The sequence below is a fragment of the Kitasatospora sp. NPDC001527 genome (genome assembly GCF_040298605.1).
Classification (GTDB): Bacteria; Actinomycetota; Actinomycetes; order Streptomycetales; family Streptomycetaceae; genus Kitasatospora.
Genome location: NZ_JBEPAM010000012.1, coordinates 96,215 through 115,386, shown reverse-complemented (window position 1 = coordinate 115,386; position 19,172 = coordinate 96,215). Strand labels below are relative to the sequence as shown.

Below are 19,172 nucleotides of genomic sequence, written 5' to 3'. Positions count from 1 at the left end.
GCGGGACCGCGGTCCGCGGCCCCGTGCCGGTCAGGACCGCGTCGCGGCCGCTCCGGCCCTCACCCCCCGGCCGGGCAGGGCGCGGTCGGCCGCGGCCTGCACGGTGTCGAGGTCCTCGGGGATCTCGGCCCCGGCGACGGCGTCCGGCAGCTCGTCCTCCATGTACCGCAGGGGGCGGTAGCGCAGGCCCAGGACGCCCCAGACGACCAGCAGCACCCCACAGGTGACGAGGAGCAGGCCGGTGCCCCGGCCGGGCCCGAGGCCGACCACGCGTCCCGCGGTTCCCGCCAGCACCCCACCCGGGTTCAGCAGGCCCGCGAAGTACTCGGCGAGGGGTGGGGCGCTGAGGAAGGCCAGCGGGGTCATCGCGACGGCGAGCATCTGGTTGGTGGCGAGCACCCGGCCCTGGAGGTCCGGGCCGACCTTGAGCTGGATGATGGCCAGCCAGTGCGCGTTGAGGATGCTCATGGACGCCCACCAGACGAGTGCGCCCACGGCCGCCAGCGTCACCGACGGACGCAGGCCGACCAGGACGACGCCCAGGCCGACGCCGCTCACGAACCCGGTCATGCCGGTCGCCCGCCGCGCGGTGCCGCCCCAGAGCGCCACGATCAGGCTGCCCGCCACCGCCCCCGCGCCACCGACCGCGGTGACCACGCCCACCGCCGTGGTGCCGCTGAAGGCGAGCAGGCCCGGGACCGTCAGCGTCACCGCGAGCGTGCCCAGGTAGTTCTCCACCATGAAGAACACGATCATGACCAGCAGCGGGCGCCGCCGGGCCAGGAACCGCCAGCCGCCGACGACGGTCCGGGCGAAGGACTCCTCCTGCCGGCGGAAGAGCCGGTCGGGCAGGCGCACCCACAGCAGCGCGGCCAGGCCGACGAGGAACGACGCGACGTCCGCCGCCACCACCCAGGGCAGGCCGACCAGCCCGATCAGCGCGCCGCCGGCCAGCGGGGCGATCAGCGTCCCCAGGCCGGCACCGAGATTGGCCAGCCCGTTGGCCTGCACCAGGTAGGGCTTGGGGACCAACTGGGCGACGGCCGCCAGGTAGGCCGGTCGCCGGAACGCGGTCACCAGCGACATGACGCCCACGATCAGACCGACCTGCCGCAGCGCCAGGCCGCCGCTCCACAGCGCGGCCACCAGGGACACCGTGGCGGCCGCGGAGACGGCGTCACAGGTGAGCATGACCCGGCGGCGGTCGATCCGGTCCGCCACGGCGCCGCCCAGCGGCCCCGCGACGATCGCCGGGAGCATGGCGAGCATGCTGATCAGCGCGTAGTCGAAGACCCGCCCGCTGCGCTGGTAGGCCCAGACGCCGAGGGCGAAGGAGGTCAGCGCACTGCCGATCAGGGAGACCGTCTGGCCCGCGGCGAGGAGGTAGAAGTCCCTGAGGTCACGCCGCGCCCCCCGGCCGACCACCGTGACCTCGGCAAGCGGCTCCGGCGGCCGGCCGCCGGCCCAGGCTCCGAGCCGCTCGCCGACCAGCGCCGCGAGCTGGCCGGCCTGGTGCTTGAGGAAGTAGTGGCCCGCTCTGGGGAGGGTGGCCAGCTCCACCCGGTCGGCGAAGGCTCCCCACTCCGCGAACCGCTCCTCGTAGAGCTCCGTGGACCGGTCGCCTTCGCCGATCACGCAGAGCACCGGGGCCCGTAGCCGGCGGGTGTCCGGCCGGGTCAGTTCACCGGTGAACCAGCCCTGCGCCTGGTCCACGTCGTGCCGCAGGGCGCGCAGCATGGTCCGCCGTGCCGCCTCGGCCGCTTCCCCGTCGCCCTCGCCGTCGTCCATGCCGCCGAGGGTGCGCAGGAAGTCCCGGTAGGCCCGGTCCGACGTCCAGCGGGTGGCCGGGAACCTGCGGCGCAGCCAGGTCGACAGACGCCCCGGCAGCCGCGCGCCGGGAAGGCTCCCGCCGACCAGCAGGCCGGTCACCGGGACGCCCCCGGCCTCCAGACGCAGCGCCAGTTCGGTGGCGGCGGCGGAGCCGACACAGTGGCCGTACACCGCCACCGGGCCTGGCCGGCCCCCCGGACCGGGGAGCGCGGCGGCCACCTCGGCCAGTTCGGCGACGACCCGGTCGATCAGCACGGTCAGCGGGAGCAGCGGCTCGTCCGGCCGGGCCGGATCGTGTCCCGGCAGTTCCACGGCCAGTACGGCCGCGCCGGGGATCGCGGTGGCCAGTTCGGTGGCGAGCGGGCCGTAGGAGGCCGCGGAACCGCCGCCGTAGGGGAGGCAGACCACGGTGACGGTCGGGAGCCGGCCGGGCGGGGGACCCGCCAGCCGGTGCAGCAGGCGGCGCTCGCCGTCGGGCCCGGCCGCCCCGGCCGCGTCGAGGAACGCGGCCAGCTCGCGGACGGTCGGCCGGGTGAACAGGTCGATCACCCGGAGCGCCGGGTCGATCGCCCGGACCGCGCGCACCGCCCGGAAGGAGTCGCCGCCCAGGGCGAAGAAGTCGTCGTCGATGCCGATGCCGTCGGCCGCGCCCGGTTCGAGGACCTGTGCCCAGGCCCGGGCGACGCGCAGCTCGGTCGGCGTGCCCGGGGCGACGTGCCCGGGGCCCGCCGCCGGCTCGGGTACGGGCAGGGCCGACCGGTCCACCTTGCCGTTGGGGTTGAGCGGCAGCGCGGGGAGCACGACGATCGCCGAGGGCACCATGTGGTCGGGCAGCCGCCCGCGCAGGGCCGTGCGCACGCGGGCGACGTCGACGGCGGACGCGGGCGCCGCGGGAGTCACCCAGGCGGCGAGCCTCCGGGCGTGGGCCTCGCCGACCGGCAGCACCACCGCCTCGGCGAGCTCGGGCAGGTCACGCAGCGCGGCGGCCACCTCGCCCGGCTCCACCCGGTAGCCGCGGATCTTGACCTGGTCGTCGATCCGGCCGAGGAACCCGAACAGGCCGTCCGCGGTCAGCCGGACCCGGTCCCCGGAGCGGTAGCACCGCGCGGTGCCGGTCACCGGATCGGGGACGAAGCGCTCGTCGGTCAGGTCGGGCCTGCCGTAGTAGCCGCGCGCCACGCTCGGCCCGCCGATCCACAGCTCGCCGGGCACCCCTGCGGGCAGCGGCCGGCCCTCGGAGTCGACCACGTAGCAGTCCACGCCGGCCAGCGGCCGGCCGATCGGCACCGTCCCCGCACGCCGGGCCGGCGGGATCTCCTCCACGGCGCAGCCGAGCACGGACACCGTGGTCTCGGTGGGGCCGTAGTGCACCTGCACGGCCAGCTCGGGCCGCGCGGTCCGGATCCGGGCCACCAGGTCCCAGGAGCACGCCTCTCCCGCGAGGACGAGCAGCCTGCGGGGCAGCACGCGGCGGAGATCCCCGTGGGCGGCGAGCAGTTCCAGGTGGCTCGGCACCATCTTGACCGCGTCGACCGGGTGCGCCTCCAGGTACTCCCCGTACGCCTCCGGGTCGGTCGCCACCTCACGGTCCACCAGGTGGACCGTGCCGCCGGTGGCCAGCGCCCCGAACAGGTTGGTCAGGCCGAGGTCCGCCGCATGGGTCGACACCAGGGCGAACGAGCCCCCCGCGACACCGCGGTCGGCCAGTCGCTCCGTCACCGCGTGCAGGTAGTGGACGATCTGCCGGTGTTCGACGGTGACGCCCTTGGGGCGGCCGGTCGAGCCCGAGGTGAAGATCAGGTAGGCCGGTGCGGCCGGATCGGCGGCCACGCCCGGTGCTCCGCGGGGCTGTTCCGGTGCCGGACCGGGAGCGGACGGGTCGTCGAGGACCAGCGGCTCCGGGCCGGTGCCCGCGGTGTCCGGACCGGACGCCGGGAGGCGCTGCGCGAACTCCCGCTCCGTGAGGACGACTCGCGCGCCCGCCGTCGACAGGATGTCGGCCAGCCGGTCGTCCGGGTACGCCGGGTCGAGCGGCAGGTAGACCGCGCCGGCCTTGAGGGTGGCGAGCAGGGCGACCACCAGGGGTGTCCGGCGGTCGGCGAGGACGGCGACCGGGTCCTGAGGTCCGACCCCGGCCGCGAGCAGCCGGTGCGCGAGCCGGTTCGCCCGCCGGTCCAGCTGTCCGTAGGTGAGTTCACCGTCCGGGCCCACGACCGCCGTCGCGCCGGGCCGTTCGGCCGCCCAGCGCTCGACCAGGGCGTGCAGCGGCCGGGTGAGGTCGAACTCCCGGCGCGGCCCAGCGAGCAGCGGTCCGGCCACCGGCTCCAGCGCCACCTCGCGCACGGGGCGGTCGAGATCGGACAGCACGCCGTCCAGCAGGGCCGCGTACCACTCGGTGATCCGCTGCGCGGTGTGCCGCTCGAAGAGGTCGGTGCGGTAGATCAGCGACCCCTCGTAGGTGTCGCCGGTGCCGATCGAGGAGGTGTCGCTCGACGACGTGCCGATCGAGGAGGTGGCCGTGAACGCCAGGTTCAGGTCGAACTTGGCCGTCGTCGCCGGCGGTGCGAAGACCCTCGCCGCCAGGCCCGGGAAGCGCGGCGCGACCGCCGGGGTGTCGATCACGTTGAGGAGGACCTGGAAGACCGGCGTGGTCGAGAGGTCGCGGGCCGGGCGCAGCCGGTCCACGATCCGCTCGAACGGGACGTCGGTGCGGGCGAACGCCTCCAGCGCCACGGCGCGTACCCGGGCCAGCAGTTCGCGGCCGCTCGGCCCGCCCGACAGGTCGGTGCGCATGGTCAGGGTGTTGATGAAGAAGCCGATCGTGTGCTCGGTGTCGGGGTGCCGTCGTCCCGCCTCGGGCACGCCGACCGGCACGTCGTCGACGCCCGACAGCCGGGCCAGCAGCTCCTGCCAGACCGCGAGCAGCACCATGAACGGCGTGCAGCCGGCCTCGGCGGCCCGCCCGCGCACCTTGGCGGTCAGGGCGGCCGGCAGGATCACCGGCAGTTCCGCGCCGGTCCGGTCCGCGACCGCCGGGCGGGGCAGGTCCGTGGGCAGGTCCAGGACCGGCTCCAGGCCGGACAGCGTACGGACCCACCAGGCCAGGTCGGCCTCCGCGCGCCCCGCTTCCTCAGGCCGCCGGGCGAGCCAGTGCGCGTAGTCCGCGTACTGGACCGGTGGCGGTGCGGGAGCCTCGGCCAGCCCGAGCCGCGCCGCGTAGAGCGCCGCCAGTTCCCGCACCGCCACGGCCCTCGACCAGGCGTCGAAGGCGAGATGATGGACCGTCAGCGCCAGGACGTGCTCATCGGGGCCGAGCCGCAGCAGCGTCGCCCGCAGGGGCGGTTCGACGGCCAGGTCGAAGGGCCTGCGCAGTTCCTCCAGCAGGCGGCGCTCCAGCGACTCCCGCCCGCCCGGACCGGTCAGATCGGCCTCGGCCAGCGGCACCGCCTCCGCCGGGCCCGCCACCGCCAGCGGCTCGCCGTCGGTCTCGGCGACCAGGCTCCGGAGGACCTGGTGCCGCTCGGCGAGATCCCGCACCGCACCCAGCAGCGCCGCGGCGTCCAGCGGTCCGTGCAGGTGCAGTGCGACCGGGATGTGGTAGGCGGTGCTCTCCGGATCCAGCTGGGTGAGGAACCACAGCCGTGCCTGCGCGGCCGACAGCGGGGCCGGGGCGTCCCCGTCGGGCCGGGCGGGTATCGCCGGGGTGCCGCGGGCGGCGGTGCGGCGGGCCGAGGCCAGCCGGGCGCGCAGCGCGTCGGCGAGCCGGGGATCGTGTCGCCCGGCGGACACCTCGGTCATGCGGCACCGCCGGCGGTGTGGGCGGCCGGGGCGGCGAGTCCGGCCTGGTCGGCGGATTCGGCGGCTTCGGCGGGATCGGCGGGATCGGCGAGATCACCGGCTTCGGTGAGCTCGGCCAGCAGCAGAGCCTCCAGCCCGGCGGCGAAGTCGGCCAGGCGCGGGTGCTCGAACAGCAGCCGCACCGGCAGATCGAGTTCCAGTGCCGCCGTCAGCCGGCCCGTGACCCGGGTGGCCGCCAGCGAGTGCCCGCCGAGCGCGAAGAAGTCGTCGTGGGCGCCGACCTCGGCGACCCCGAGCACGGCCTCCCACACCTCGGCCACCAGCAGCTCGGCCTCGGTGCGCGGGGCGATCCGGCCGCCGCCGGATTCTCGGCCGGGCGCCGGGAGGGCGCCCCGGTCCACCTTGCCCGAGGCCGTCAGGGGCAGGGCGTCGAGCACGACCCACCGCCGGGGCACCATGTGGTCGGGGACGCGGCTGCGCAGGCGCTCCTCCACCGCGGACGTGTCGAGGAGGTCCTCGGTCGCCGCCGAGGGACCCACCGCGAGGTAGCCGACCAGGTGGGCGTCCGCGCCGTCGCCGAGGACCACGACGGCCGCGTCCAGGACCGCCGGTTCCGCGCGCAGGGCGGTCTCGATCTCGCCGAGCTCGATCCGGTGGCCGCGCAGCTTCACCTGCTGGTCACGGCGGCCCAGGAAGTCGAGGGTGCCTCCTCCCCCGGCCTCCGGCCGGAGGGACCCCCATGGCCGCCAGCGGGCCAGATCACCGGTCCGGTAGCGCCGTGCGCCCGGTGCGAACGGATCCGCGGTGAACGCCGCCCCGGTCGCGTCGGGCCGGTTCCGGTAGCCCCGGGCGACGCCCGCGCCGCCGATCCACAGCTCCCCGGCCACTCCCGGCGGCACCAGCCGGCCCATGGCGTCCAGCACGTAGGCCGTCTCCCCGGCCAGCGGGCGGCCGATCGGCACCGCCTCGCCGACAGGAGCCTCCACCCGCGCCATGGTCGAGTAGACCGTGCTCTCGGTGGGCCCGTAGGCGTTCCACAATTCGCCCGTCCGCGCCAGGAGTTCACCCGCCAGCCCGGGGTCCAGCGGCTCGCCGACGCTGATGACGCGCACCCCCGGTCCCGACCACCGGGCGGCGACCAGCATCCGGAGCGTGGTCGGCGTGGCGGTCATCAGCGTCACCCCGGCCCGCTCGACGAACCGCGCGACGGCATGCCCGTCCACCGCGGCCGCGCGGTCCAGGACCGCCAGCCGCAGCCCGCAGCCCAGGCTGACCCAGAGTTCGAACCCGAACACGTCGAAGGCCGGTGACGTGAGACCCAGCATCACGTCGTCGGGCCGGACGCCCGGCGTGATCCGCATCGCGGCGACGAAGGCCGCCAGGTTCGCGTGCGTGACCTCCACGCCCTTGGGCAGGCCGGTCGAACCGGAGGTGTACAGCACGTAGGCGAGCCCGTCGGGCGCCGGCTCGGGCAGGCTCGTGGGTCCCGGGTCGGTCGGACCGCCCACGTCGAGGACCCCGGCGCCGACCGCTCCGGCCAGCTCACCGGCGAACGCGAGGGTCTCCCCGGCGGCGATGACCACGCTCGCCCCGGAGTCGGCGAGCCGGCCGCGCAGCCGTTCGACGGGCTGGTCCGGCTCCAGGGGAACGTAGGCCGCACCGGCGCGCAGGACGCCCAGCAGGGCCGCGGGCAGGTACCGGTCGCGGGGCAGGCAGACCCCGACGGTGAACGCCGCCGGTCCGGCCGCGGGCACGGACGCTCTCGTCGCGAGCAGGGCCGCGGCCACCCTCCGGGAGCGTTCGGCCAGTTCCGCGTAGCCGAGTTCGCCGGCCGCGTCGGAGGTGGCCACCGCGTTCGGCCGCCGGGCGGCCTGTTCGAGGACGGCCGCCACCACGGTCCGCGGACCGCCGGCCGGAAGCGGGAGCCCGGTGCCGGCGGCGAGCAGCGCGGCCTTCTCCGCCCCGCTCACCAGGGCGAAGGCCGACAGCGGGAGGTCCGGATCGGCCGCCGCGGCGCGCAGGATCCGGAGCAGCCGATCGGCGAACGCCTCGGCCTCGGCCGGGCCGAACCTGTCCACGTCGTACTCGATCTGGAGATCGGGGCCCCGCACCGTCTCGTTGAGGAACACGGTCAGCGCCGCCTGCGTCCCGCCGCTGGTCACCTCACCGAGCAGTTCCAGACGGACGCCGTCCCGCTCCACCGCGACCGGGAGACCGGCGGGCTGGACCGAGAGCACCACCGGGGTGCCCAGCGAGCCCCGGGGGTGTTCGATGCCGGCCACCTCGAAGGCGTCCTGCACGGTGAAGCCCGGATGGTCCATCACGCGGGCCGTCGTGGCGGCGGCGCGGCCGACGGCGCTCCGGAAGGGCTCCCCCTGCGCCAGTCCCAGCCTGATCGGTCTGATGCCGACCAGGGGTCCGACGACCGTCTCCAGCTCGGGGTGCGCCCGGTCCGCCACGGCCGCGCCCAGCACGACGTCGGACCGGCCGGTGAGGCCGGCGACCAGCAGACCGAGCGCGGTCAGCAGCACCGCGAACGGAGTGGATCCGCAGTCGGCCGCGAGCTCGCGCAGCAGGGCGGCCGTCCCGGCGTCGAGGGGACGGGACAGCCGTTCGCCGACCAGCCGGCCGGGGCCCGCGGGCGCGGCGGCGAGGACGTCCTGCGGCGGGACGGCGTCCGCCAGCTCCCGGGCCCAGAAGGCCCGCAGCCGCGCCACCCGGTCGGGCCGGGCGGCCAGCGCGCGCTCGTGCAGCGCGAGGTCGCCGACCTGGACCGGCGGCGGCGTGATGTCCGGGCCGTGGCCGGCCCGGCGGTCGGCGTGGTCCGCATGCTCCGGGCGCTGCGGCCCGCCGCCCGGGCCGGCGACCAGCTCCGCCATCAGGACGCCGATCGACCAGCCGTCGAACGCCACATGGTCGGTCACGACGACCAGTTCCGCGTCGTCCTCGTCGAGCCGGAGCAGCGTGGCCCTGAGCAGCGGTGTCTCGGTGGCCAGGTCGAAGGCGTGGCTCGCGGCCGCGCGGGTCAGCTCGGCCGCCCGGCTCGCCCGCTCCGCCCCGGGCACTCCGCGAAGATCGTGCTCCTCGAACGGCACCGGGGCCGGCGGGCGGACCAGCGCGACCGGTTCCTCGTCGACCGCCCGGCCGGTGGCGTCCACCCCGACGCCGGCGGCCCGCACGACGCTGCGCAGCACCTCGTGCCGCTCGGCCACCGCGTCCAACGCGGCCCGCAGCCGCGCCGTGCCCGGCCGTCCGCGCAGGCGCAGCCGGAAGGCGATGGTGGTGGCGCGCTCGCCGGAACCGACCTGCCGCAGCAGCCACATCCCCTGCTGCGCGGACGTCAGCGGGTAGCTGTCCCGCCCGGCATGACGGACCAGCGCGGGCTCCGGCGCGCCGCCCGGGCGCTTCTCCGCCCCGGCCCGCAGCAGCGACGCGAGTCCGGCGACGGTGGGCGCGGCGAGGAAGGCCGTCAGCGGGACGGCCGTCCCGAAGTCGCGGCCCAGGACGGCGCAGACGCGGGCGGCCGCCAGCGAATGCCCGCCGAGCGCCCCGAAGTCGTCGTGGACGCCGACCTCGGCCAGGCCGAGGACACCGGCGACGGTCCGCGCGATCCGCCGCTCGGTGTCGGTGCGCGGGGCGGCGTACTCGGTGTCGACCGCGCGGCCGAACTCCACCCCGGCCAGCGCGGCGCGGTCGGCCTTGCCGGTCGGTCCGACGGGCAGGCGGTCGAGGACGGCGATCCGGGAGGGGACCAGGTGGTCCGGCAGCCGGTCCCGCAGCCAGGCCCGCAGCCGCGCGCCGGTGAGCGTCCGGTCGGACGACTCCGCATAGCCCACCAGGAGCCGGGTGCCGTCCTCGTCGGCCGGCGCGAGCACCACGGCGTGCCGGACGGCCGGATGCCCCGCGAGCGCCGCCTCGACCTCGCCCGGCTCGATCCGGAAGCCGCGGACCTTCACCTGGTCGTCGATCCGCCCGGCGAAGTGGAGGAGCCCGTCCACCCGCCGCACCAGGTCGCCCGTCCGGTAGTGCCGCACTCCGGCGGCGTCCGTGACGAACCGTTCGGCCGTCAGCTCCGGTCCGGCCAGATAGCCCCGGGCGACCAGCGGACCGGACACCCAGAGTTCCCCGGTCTCGCCGTCGCCCAGCGGGTTTCCGGCGCGGTCGCGGACCGAGAGCCCGCTCCGCGCGTACGGCAGCCCGATCGGCGGCTCCGCCCGCCCCTCGGCGGGCACCTCGTGCGTCACGCAGCTCACGGTGCACTCGGTCGGGCCGTAGCTCTGGACGACCCGGCGGACGCCGGCGTTCGCGTGGATCCGGTCCGCCAGGGCCCGGGTGAGCGGCTCGCCGCCCGCGCGGACGGTGCGCACGCCCGGTGGCAGCGGCTCACGGACCAGCGCGGCCAGCACCGACGGCGTCCCGTAGACCAACGTGACCTCGTCGCGGGCGGGAAGGGCGGGCAGCGCGAGCAGGTTCTCGGCCAGGATCACCGTCCCGCCGCAGAGCAGCGGGAGGAACAGCTGGGTCACCGACGGGTCGAAGCAGACCGACGTCGCGGCCAGCATCCCGCGCAGTTCGGCGGCCGAGTACACGGAGGACTCCCACCGCAGCAGGGCCGCCACGTTGCGGTGCTCGACCACCACGCCCTTGGGCCGGCCGGTCGAGCCCGAGGTGTACATCACGTACGCGGCGTCGGTCGGCTCGCCGGCGGTGCCGGGGTCGGCGCCCTCGCCGGCGTCCGGGCCCACCGCGTCGACGAGCAGCGGGTCGGCGCCGGTGGCCCGGAGGACGTCGCCGCGGCGCCGGAGGACGGCCGCCGAGGAGACCAGGTGGGAGATCCCGGCGTCGGTGGCGATGAACTCCAGGCGGTCCGCCGGGTAGGCCGGATCCAGCGGCACGTAGGCCGCACCGGCCTTCCAGACCCCCAGCAGGGCGGGGATCAGCCACTCGTCGCGGTCCAGGCAGACGCCCACCAGCGAACCCCGCCCGGCCCCCCGGCGGCGCAGCTCGCGGGCCACGGCGGCGGCCCGGCGGTCGAGTTCCGCGTAGGTGGTCCGGACCGTCCCCGCCACCACGGCGACGTCGTGCGGAGCCCGTCCGGCCCTTTCCCCGATCGCGTGGTGCACCTGGCCGGTCCTGAACGTGCTCGCCGACGTCACTGCCGGTCCCCCTTCCTGAGCTCGCCATGACACCGGAATCAGCCCTGTGGGGTACTCCGGCGCAGGCGTGTGTCGAGTGCTGGTCGGTTGCTGTCGTCGCTGCTGCGCACGGTCGGGCGACCCGGGAACGTCGGCTCGAAGGCGTCCGGGGAGGGCTTCCGGCGGCGCGCCCACCGTACTTGGCCGTCTCCGGTGGGGTCCAGGGCTGTGATCGTCAGGAAGTGGCCGTTGCGTACGGCGGCCCCGCGGGGGTAAAGGGCCTCGGCGCGGACGGCTCGTCGCACCCGGCGGGCTGCTGCGGGGTGATGCAGTGGATCCCGCCGCCGCTCGCCCCGGGTTCCTCCGACGCCTCCTCCGCCCGCGTCCTCCGGCCGATCCGGCGGCATCGGGGCCGGGCCGGCGAGGCTACCGATGAGCCATCGTCAACTCAATTGAATTCAAAGGTCGTTGCAGCCTGCAAAACGTACTTTGCCGGATCTTGACTCGGATGAACGCGGAACGGTTCAGTGTGCGCCAACATCCTTCCTCACGGCGCCTGTCGGCCGACCCGGCCCCCACCGGGTCCGTCCGGCGTGCCGTGGTGCACGAAAGGGAAGCTCGTGCTCAGAACCCGTATGAAGGCGCTGCTGGCCGGCCTGCTCGCGACAGGCTCCCTGGCCGCCGCGGCCTTCATGCCCGCGACGGCATCCGCCGCCACCCCCACCGCGGCGGACGATTGCGCGATCGCACCCGGCTGGTCGCAGGGCGCCAACTACCAGGCCCGCGACATCGTCAGGTACACCGACGGCCAGGTCTACGTCGCCCAGCGCGACAATCCCGGCTACAACCCCACGGTGAGCACGTACTACTGGGCGCCGTACACCTGCGGCACCGGCGGCAATCCGTACCCCAACAGCTTCGTGGTGAGCGAGGCCCAGTTCGACGTGATGTTCCCGAACCGGAATCCCGCCTACACGTACCAGGGCCTGGTGGACGCCATGGACGCCTTCCCGGCGTTCGCGCACACCGGTGACAGCACGATGCGCAAGCAGGAGGCCGCGGCCTTCCTCGCGAACATCAGCCACGAGACCGCCGGGCTGTACTACATCAAGGAGGTCAACGAGGCGAACTACCCGCACTACTGCGACGCCGACCAGCCCTACGGCTGCCCGGCCGGCCAGTCGGCGTACTACGGGCGCGGCCCGATCCAGCTGAGCTGGAACTACAACTACAAGCGGGTGGGCGACTTCCTCGGCATCGACCTGCTGAACAACCCCTGGCTGGTGGAGACCGATCCGGCCGTCGCCATGATGACGGCCCTGTGGTACTGGAACACCCAGGACGGCCCGGGCCCGATCACCGGGCACGACGCCATGATCAGCGGCGCGGGCTTCGGGCAGTCGATCCGCTCGATCAACGGCGCGCTGGAGTGCGACGGCAAGAACCCGCGCCAGGTGGAGAGCCGGATCAACCGGTACAAGGCGTTCACGCAGATCCTCGGCGTCCCGACGGGCTCCGGCATCTCCTGCTGATCCTCCCTCGGCATGCGGCCGCGGGGCTGGCGGAGCGCTCCGCCCGGCCCGCGGCCGGCGACGGCCACGCGGCACGGGGCCGCCCATCCGACGGCAGGCGGCGCCCCTGCGGATCGACGGGTCCGACGACCCGGCCCACCGCGGTCGCCCCCTCGCCTGCGCCGTCAGCCGTTCCGTCCGTCGCGCGGCAGCGCCCCTACCGCTCCCGGGGCGGGCGCGTAGCCGCCGTCGGCCCGAATCCGCGCGACAAGCTTCGCGAGTTCGGCCAGGGTGTCCTCACCGAGCAGCGAAGGGTCCGCCTCCAGCAGCAACGCGACCTGTTCCCCGATGCGCCGGGGCGTGAGATCGTCCGTCGCCCCCAGCTCCACCGGACCGCCCTCCCCCTCGTCCACGATCCGGGCGTTGCGCAGGAGCCGGAGCTGCCCGTCGCTGTAGATCCTGGCCATCACGGCCGCGGCGAACCGCTTCCGCGCCTCCGCGCCGCTCATCGTCGTCCGCTGATCGTCCGAAGCGGTGACGGCCACCTCCTGCGGGTCCTCCCCGGCCTCACCCCGGCTTCCACCGAGGCGACTTCGGGCGCTGCTCCACTTCGCCTTCACGGACGGGAGTGCCCGGTCGTTCCACGTCGCCCTCACCGCCGGAAGCGCTTGTTCGTGCCACCACCTCCTGACGTGCGGCGCGGCCACCTCCGCCAGCCTGAGGCCGATGTGGACAAGCACCTCGGCGACGAACTCCGCCTCCTCCCGGCGCTCGCGCGCTCGGGCCTCCGACTCGTACGGGTCGGGGTCGGGCCAGTCCTGCGGGTCGGCCGCCACCGGATCCGGCCGGCTCTCCTTCGTGAAGAAGATCTCGGCCTGACCCACCTCATGGGTGCCGGGGTCCCGTGTCACCGCGCGATAGCCGTCCGGGCTCTTGCTCGACCGCGCGAAACGCGCGCCCTTCCGGACTCTGACCGTGGCCTCGTACTCGTCGTACTCGCTGCTGTCCATGCCCCACCCTCGATGTACGGGATGCCCCGCGTCCGCCGCCCGCGCCCCGGGAGCGACGCCCGACACTGTACGGCCGCCGAACGCCCGGCGGATCTCCGCCGCCCTTCGCCGGCCACGGCATCCCGGTCTCGGCCGCGCTCCCCCGACTGGATAGGCAAGTGGCGACTTGCCTATGCTGGGGGTGTGCCGGACGATGTTTTCAAGGCGCTGTCCGACCCGACCCGCAGAACGATCCTCGACGAACTGACGGAGCGCAGCGGCCAGACCCTTTTCGAGATCTGTGCCCGGCTTTCCACGAAGCACGGGCTGGGCCTGTCACGTCAGGCGGTCAGCCAGCACCTCGCCGTGCTGGAGGGCGCCGGGCTGATAGCGACGCGGCGCGAGGGCCGCTACAAGTTCCACGACCTCACCACCCGACCGCTTGAGCAGATCGTCTCGCGCTGGCTCAGGCCACAGGAAGCAGGAACCGGAGACCGGAGCATGAAGATCTACGTCGCCCACGTGTTCGTCGACGACCAGACCAAGGCCGAGCGCTTCTACACCGAGGTGCTGGGCTTCGTGAAGAAGAACGACATCCCGCTCGGCGGCGGTGCCCGGTGGCTGACCGTGGTCTCGCCCGAGAACCCCGAGGGCGCCGAGCTGCTGCTGGAGCCCTCCGGCCACCCCGCGGTCCCCCCGTACAAGGAGGCGCTGGTCAAGGACGGCATCCCGGCCACCTCCTTCGAGGTCGAGGACGTCCACGAGGAGGCCGCCCGGCTCCGCGAGCGGGGTGTCGTCTTCACGCAGGAGCCGGCCGCCATGGGCCCGGTCACCACGGCCGTGTTCGACGACACCTGCGGCAACCTCATCCAGATCGTCCACCACAACCGCCCGTAGCGCTTCGTCCGGCCGGCCCCTCGCCCCGGCGTTGTCAGTGCGGTCTGCTTCGATGACCGGGACAGCTGACCGGGACGGACAGCGGCAACCTTCTGAGGAGCACCTTGTGGGCACGTGGGGCAGCGGGAACTTCGAGAGCGACACGGCCCTGGACCACCTGTCGGTGGTCGTCGACCGGCTCGTCGACGAGGTCTCCCAGGCGATGGCGGGCGATCCCGTCGAGCTCGAACCCGACGAGTACTGGGGCGTCGCCGTGCCGTGCAACCTGGAACTGCTGTACACCCTCGCCCTGGCCGGCCACGGCGCCCACGACCTGCCGGAGGCCCGCGTGATCACGCAGTGGAAGGCGACGTTCATGGCCGTCTGGGAGCGGAGCATCGACGGCCTGGAGCCCTCGCCGCGCTACAAGGAGGAACGCCGGTCGGTGCTGAACCGCACGTTCGACCAGCTGGCCGAGGTCACCGCCCGGGAGGCGTCGGACGAGGCGAACGGGCCCGGCTCCCCGGAATAGGGGGCGGCGGCTCCGTCGTTCCCAACAGTCGATCAGAAGCACCGCGGACCGCTCTCTGACGGCCCCGTGCCGCAGACTGAGGCCGAACACCCGGCAGACCGAAGGATGAGCCCCATGACCGACCGGCCCTTGACCCTGATGGCCGTGCACGCCCACCCCGACGACGAGGCCACCGGTACGGGGGGTGTGCTCGCCCGCTACGCGGCCGAGGGCATCCGGACGGTGCTCGTCACCTGTACCGACGGCGCCTGCGGAGACGGCCCGCAAGGAGTCAAACCCGGCGAGGCCGGACACGACCCGGCGGCGGTCGCCGCGATGCGCCGCCGGGAGCTGGAGGCCAGCTGCGAGCATCTCAAGGTCGGGCACCTCGAAATGCTCGGCTACGGGGACTCCGGGATGATGGGCTGGGCCGCCAACGACGCGCCCGGCTCGTTCTGGACGACGCCGGTGGACGAGGCGGCCGCCCGCCTCGCCGACCTGATGCGGCAGTACCGGCCCGACGTCGTCGTGACCTACGACGAGAACGGCTTCTACGGCCACCCCGACCACATCCAGGCCAACCGCATCACCACGAGGGCGCTGGAGCTGGCCGGCATCTCGCCGAAGGTGTACTGGACGACGGCCCCGCGCTCGATGATGGCGCGGTTCGGGGAGGTCATGCGCGAGTTCGGCGCGGCGTGGGACGAGCCGGGCTCCGAGGAGTCGGAGATACCCGAGATCGGCCTCCCCGACGAGGAGATCACCACCTGGGTGGACACCACCGGGTTCGGCGGCCAGAAGTTCGACGCGCTGGCCGCGCACGCCAGCCAGGGCGAGAACATCTTCTTCCTGAAGATGGGCAAGGAGAAGTTCACCCAGCTGATGGGCGTGGAGACCTTCGTGCGGGTCCAGGACACCACCGACGCGGCGCTCCCCGAGAACGACCTCTTCGCCGGCCTGCGCTGAGCAGCCCCCGGCCGACCGGCCGGGCCCGGCGGCGCCCCGCGTCGCCGGGCCCGGCCCCGCCTCGGCGCCACCGCCCGTGAACGGGATGCGCGATGTCAGAGGCGGGGTTGCGGCGGGGCGAGGGGCGGGCCGGTGAAGACGCGGTCCTTCGGGTTGTCGAGGATCTGCCCGACGCGGCCGGAGACGTCACGCACCGCCCGGACGGCCTTCAGGAGGTCGGCCAGGGAGGTGAGGAAGGCGGCGCTGTCGGAGCGGTCGACGGCCTCGGCGCAGCGCGGGCCGGCGGCCAGGGCGGTCACCCCGAACCGGTGCCAGAGCGCCTGCGCGGCCGGGTCCGGGACCTGGAAGTAGTAGGGCTCCCAGCCGGCGGCGTTCCCCAGACTTGTGCAGAGTGGGCGCACCTTGGCCATCAGGGCGGGGGTGACCTCGATCCGCTCGTCGCGCCGGGCCTCGGTCAGGGCCTTCACCAGCGCGGTGCCGTCCGCCAGCGCGTGTTCGATCAGGTACCGGCCACCGACCCGGTACCAGGCGTGGACCTGGCGCCAGCGCATGCCCGGCGACACCGGGAGCGTCGGCAGGCCCATGGACCGCTGGAACTGGGCCTGGGTGGTGGGCGTCACCGCCTGTGCGTGGGAGCGGAGTTGGTCGTGGGCGTCGGCGACGAGAAGGACGGCCGCGGTGGCCAGCGCCACGGCACACGTTCCGTGGCCGAACGCCGACAGGAGGCGGGGCCGCCGCGTGGACGGGAGCCCGGTGACCGGGCCGGATCCGACGTGGTGCGGTCCCCGCCGGCCGGCCGTCCTGCGGGCGAGCGCGGCGAGGGCGGTGATCAGCAGGGCGGTGACCGGTGCCAGCAGCAGCGCCGCGTGGATGACCAGATGGAACGTCAGGCCACCCTGCAGCTGCCGCCAGGCGGGCCGCCAGGCGCAGCTGTCGTTCAGCACCGAGAGCGGCCCGAGGCAGCCGTCGGCGGAGATCAGCAGCACTGTGCCGCCGATGCCGAGCAGCGTGGCGGTCCCGGCGGCGACCAGGGCCGCGGGCAGCCGGAGGGCGGGTGCGCGGGCCGCGACCGCGGCTGCGACGGCCGCGCCGAGGACGATCGCCGCCAGGCACCAGATCGCGTAGCTGAAGGCGTACAGGCCTCCGCGCCGGTCCGCGCCCACGTCCAGGTGGTGCAACCAGGCCTGGACGGCGCCGACGCACAGGACGGCGAGCGCCCCGCCGCCGAGCGCGGCGCCGAGGGCCCGGCGCAGGGACGGTGGGACCCGGCCGGCGGGCGGCCCGGCCGCCCACACGGGGAGCAGGACGGCCCACGACGCGACGGCGGCGAGCGGTACCAGTGGCACCCGGACGGCCTCGCGGAGCACGGGGAGGACCTGTGCCATCAGGGCGCTGGTGTCCGGGCGGACGGTCCCGGCGCCGGGGAACCAGTGGACGACGGCCTGCCGGGCGGCCACGCCGTCGTACCGGACGCCGTGGACGAAGAGCGCACCGTAGTAGTCCCACCAGGTGAACCAGGCCGACAGGACGAGCCAGCCCGCCACCAGGACGAGCGCGAGCGGGAGGCGCAGCGACCGGCCCGGTCGGACGGTGGCCGCCAGCCGGGCGCACTGGGTGGTCCAGCAGGTGAAGCCGACGGCGGCGGCCATCACCAGGCCCAGCGCCCCCCACCTGGCCGGGAGCCACAGGCCGCCGGTGGTGTGCCCGTTCAGCACCGACCCGGCGACCAGGCCCGCGCCCAGCCAGAGCCCGCTGCGCACGCCGGTGGGCGGGCGCAGGCCGAGGACCGTGGCCCGGACCACCGCCCGCCACAGCAGCAGCGCGGTCGACGCCGCCACCACCGCCGCCGGGGCGGCCCCGACCGTCTGGTAGAGCCAGCCGTTCATCATCGCCATGTGCGGCACGAAGTGCCACATCAGGTGATAGTTCGTCAGCGCGGCGATCACGCCGATCAGGAACATCAGCAGCGCCCTGACCTCGAACAGCGGCGCCGGATCGGCGAGCGCGTCGCGGCGGACCTCCCAGCGCGGGTGGGTCCGCACCAGCTCCAGCGCGCCGTCCACCCGCCGCCGTACCCCGCGCAGGTCGTCCCGCGCGGGCATGGTGGCCCACACGTGCTCCAGTGGCGCGCGCCAGCGCCGGGCCGTCAGGTCGGCGTGCAGCTCACGGCTGCGCAGCACCTCCGCGCGGACGACGGAGATCACGAGGACGGTCACCATCGGCAGGACCACCTGCCGGGAGTAGTCCGCGGTGAACAGCGAGCCGCCCCGCGCCACCAGGCGGGCACCCTTCCAGAACGTGATCAGCACGTACGGGCACAGGACGAGGGTGAGGAAGGACCGCCACAGCGCGACGGTGGCGCCGGTGACCGTCAGGTCGCGGTTGGCGACGTGGGCGAGCTCGTGCAGCACGATGGCGTCGAACGCGTCCGGGTCGGTGTCGCGGCAGGCGACCAGGCCCGCGTTCAGCCGCAGCCGGGGACGGCGGTTGCCGCCGAACACCGTACCGCTGCGGGTGAACACGACGGGCGCCACGAACAGGGCCGGCACCTGGTCGACCCGGCCGGCGGCCAGGTCCCGGACCCTGGCTTCCACGGCGCCGGTGCGGTCGACCAGGGCCAGTTCGACGCAGCGTCCGCCGCGCTGCTTCCAGCGCGGCAGCACGGCCGCGACGGCCGTCGCGAGCAGCAGGACGGCGGCCGGTCCGAGCAGGATCTGCCACCACGGCAGCGGCGGATCGTCGCGGGCGATGCACGGCAGGTAGGCGAGGCTCTGCCCGGTCGTACGGAGCGTGGAGCCCAGTGTGCCGAGCCGGTCGAGGTCGGCTCCCGCCGCCAGCAGGCAGCCGGTCGAACTGCCCGCGCGGAAGGAGGTCAGGACCGGCAGCAGCATCGAGCCGCTGGCTGCCACGAGCAGGACCAGCAGGAGGGCGAAGCGGGCGTTCGTGCCCGCGCCCAGCACCCGTTCGTCGAGGCCGTCCGAACTCCGCCCGGCCGTGGTCGTCACCGCTCTCCCGGAGCGTCGCCCGGGACGGCCTCCGCCCCCTCGCGGGGTTCGCCCGGTTCCTCGTCCGGGTCGGCCAGGACGAGGCCGGCCACCACGCCGTCGGCGATCCGTCGCGCGAGGTCCGGGGAGAGTCCGGCCTCCCCTCCCGCGTCGAGCACCATCCCGTGGACCAGCCGCTGCTGATCACGGGACAGCGGTGGGATGACCTCGGGGGCCGACCGACGGCGCAGCATCCGGCGCCAGAGCGTCGACGAGCCGCGCGACGCGCCCTCCACCAGGTTCTGGGCGATCCTCTCGCGGGCCCGCTCCAGGGTCAGCCACAGCACCGGGGCCACCAGCGGCACGATGTCGGCGAGACCGAACCCGAGCGGATCCCGGTCGCCGCGGCGCCGCCGCAGCCGGGCGAGCACCTCGGCGTCGCTCTGCCGCAGCAGGCCGTCGACCACCACGACCTCCTCGGGCGCGCAGGCGGCGACCACATCCCGCACCAGGTCACGGACCCGGACACCGGCTATCTGCTCGGACGGCGAAGTCACTTGTCCTCCTGTCAA

9 protein-coding genes and 1 pseudogene are annotated in these 19,172 nt (G+C 74.9%); 5 read left to right on the top strand and 5 right to left on the bottom strand.

The genetic code is table 11. From position 1 onward, the window contains the following. Window positions 1-30: 30 nt before the first annotated feature. Both ABT238_RS15400 and ABT238_RS15395 read right to left on the bottom strand, forming a co-directional pair. The gene (locus tag ABT238_RS15400) at window positions 31-5,628 is read right to left on the bottom strand and encodes a non-ribosomal peptide synthetase/MFS transporter (RefSeq protein ID WP_350757985.1); all 5,598 of its coding nucleotides are present in this window, start codon (window positions 5,626-5,628) and stop codon (window positions 31-33) included. Continuing rightward, the gene (locus ABT238_RS15395; RefSeq protein WP_350757911.1) at window positions 5,625-10,751 is read right to left on the bottom strand and encodes a non-ribosomal peptide synthetase; all 5,127 of its coding nucleotides are present in this window, start codon (window positions 10,749-10,751) and stop codon (window positions 5,625-5,627) included. The genes ABT238_RS15400 and ABT238_RS15395 overlap by 4 nt, the downstream gene beginning before the upstream one ends. Before the next feature lie 632 nt (window positions 10,752-11,383). On the opposite strand from ABT238_RS15395, the gene ABT238_RS15390 reads away from it, so the two are divergent. After that, window positions 11,384-12,295 carry a glycoside hydrolase family 19 protein gene (locus ABT238_RS15390; RefSeq protein ID WP_350570166.1) on the top strand — a complete coding sequence of 304 codons (912 nt, stop codon included), beginning with the start codon at window positions 11,384-11,386 and terminating at the stop codon, window positions 12,293-12,295. A gap of 164 nt (window positions 12,296-12,459) precedes the next feature. Here the strand turns inward: ABT238_RS15390 and ABT238_RS15385 are convergent, their stop codons facing one another. Further along, on the bottom strand, window positions 12,460-13,284 hold the full coding sequence (locus tag ABT238_RS15385; protein WP_350757903.1) for a hypothetical protein: 825 nt from the start codon (window positions 13,282-13,284) through the stop codon (window positions 12,460-12,462). Window positions 13,285-13,467: 183 nt separating this feature from the next. On the opposite strand from ABT238_RS15385, the pseudogene ABT238_RS15380 reads away from it, so the two are divergent. The 4 genes and pseudogenes from ABT238_RS15380 to ABT238_RS15365 form a co-directional block, all read left to right on the top strand. Then, window positions 13,468-13,740, top strand: a pseudogene (locus ABT238_RS15380) (ArsR/SmtB family transcription factor); the annotation flags it as partial. A gap of 24 nt (window positions 13,741-13,764) precedes the next feature. Next, window positions 13,765-14,160, top strand: a complete 396-nt coding sequence (locus ABT238_RS15375; protein ID WP_350568525.1) for a VOC family protein — start codon at window positions 13,765-13,767, stop codon at window positions 14,158-14,160. Window positions 14,161-14,266: 106 nt separating this feature from the next. Further along, window positions 14,267-14,671: a DUF4259 domain-containing protein gene (locus ABT238_RS15370; protein ID WP_350568371.1), complete on the top strand. Its 405-nt coding sequence runs from the start codon at window positions 14,267-14,269 to the stop codon at window positions 14,669-14,671. Between the two features lie 114 nt (window positions 14,672-14,785). Next, entirely contained in the window at window positions 14,786-15,616 is an 831-nt protein-coding gene (locus ABT238_RS15365) for a PIG-L family deacetylase (protein ID WP_350757899.1), read from the top strand. A gap of 95 nt (window positions 15,617-15,711) precedes the next feature. On the opposite strand, the gene ABT238_RS15360 is transcribed toward ABT238_RS15365, so the two are convergent. Continuing rightward, window positions 15,712-18,621 (bottom strand): hypothetical protein, encoded by a 2,910-nt coding sequence (locus ABT238_RS15360; protein WP_350757894.1) that lies wholly within the window; start codon window positions 18,619-18,621, stop codon window positions 15,712-15,714. Continuing rightward, a complete protein-coding gene (locus ABT238_RS15355; RefSeq protein WP_350757890.1) occupies window positions 18,618-19,157 on the bottom strand; it encodes a hypothetical protein in 540 nt (179 codons plus the stop codon). Before ABT238_RS15355 ends, ABT238_RS15360 begins: the two co-directional genes overlap by 4 nt. Window positions 19,158-19,172 lie beyond the last annotated feature (15 nt).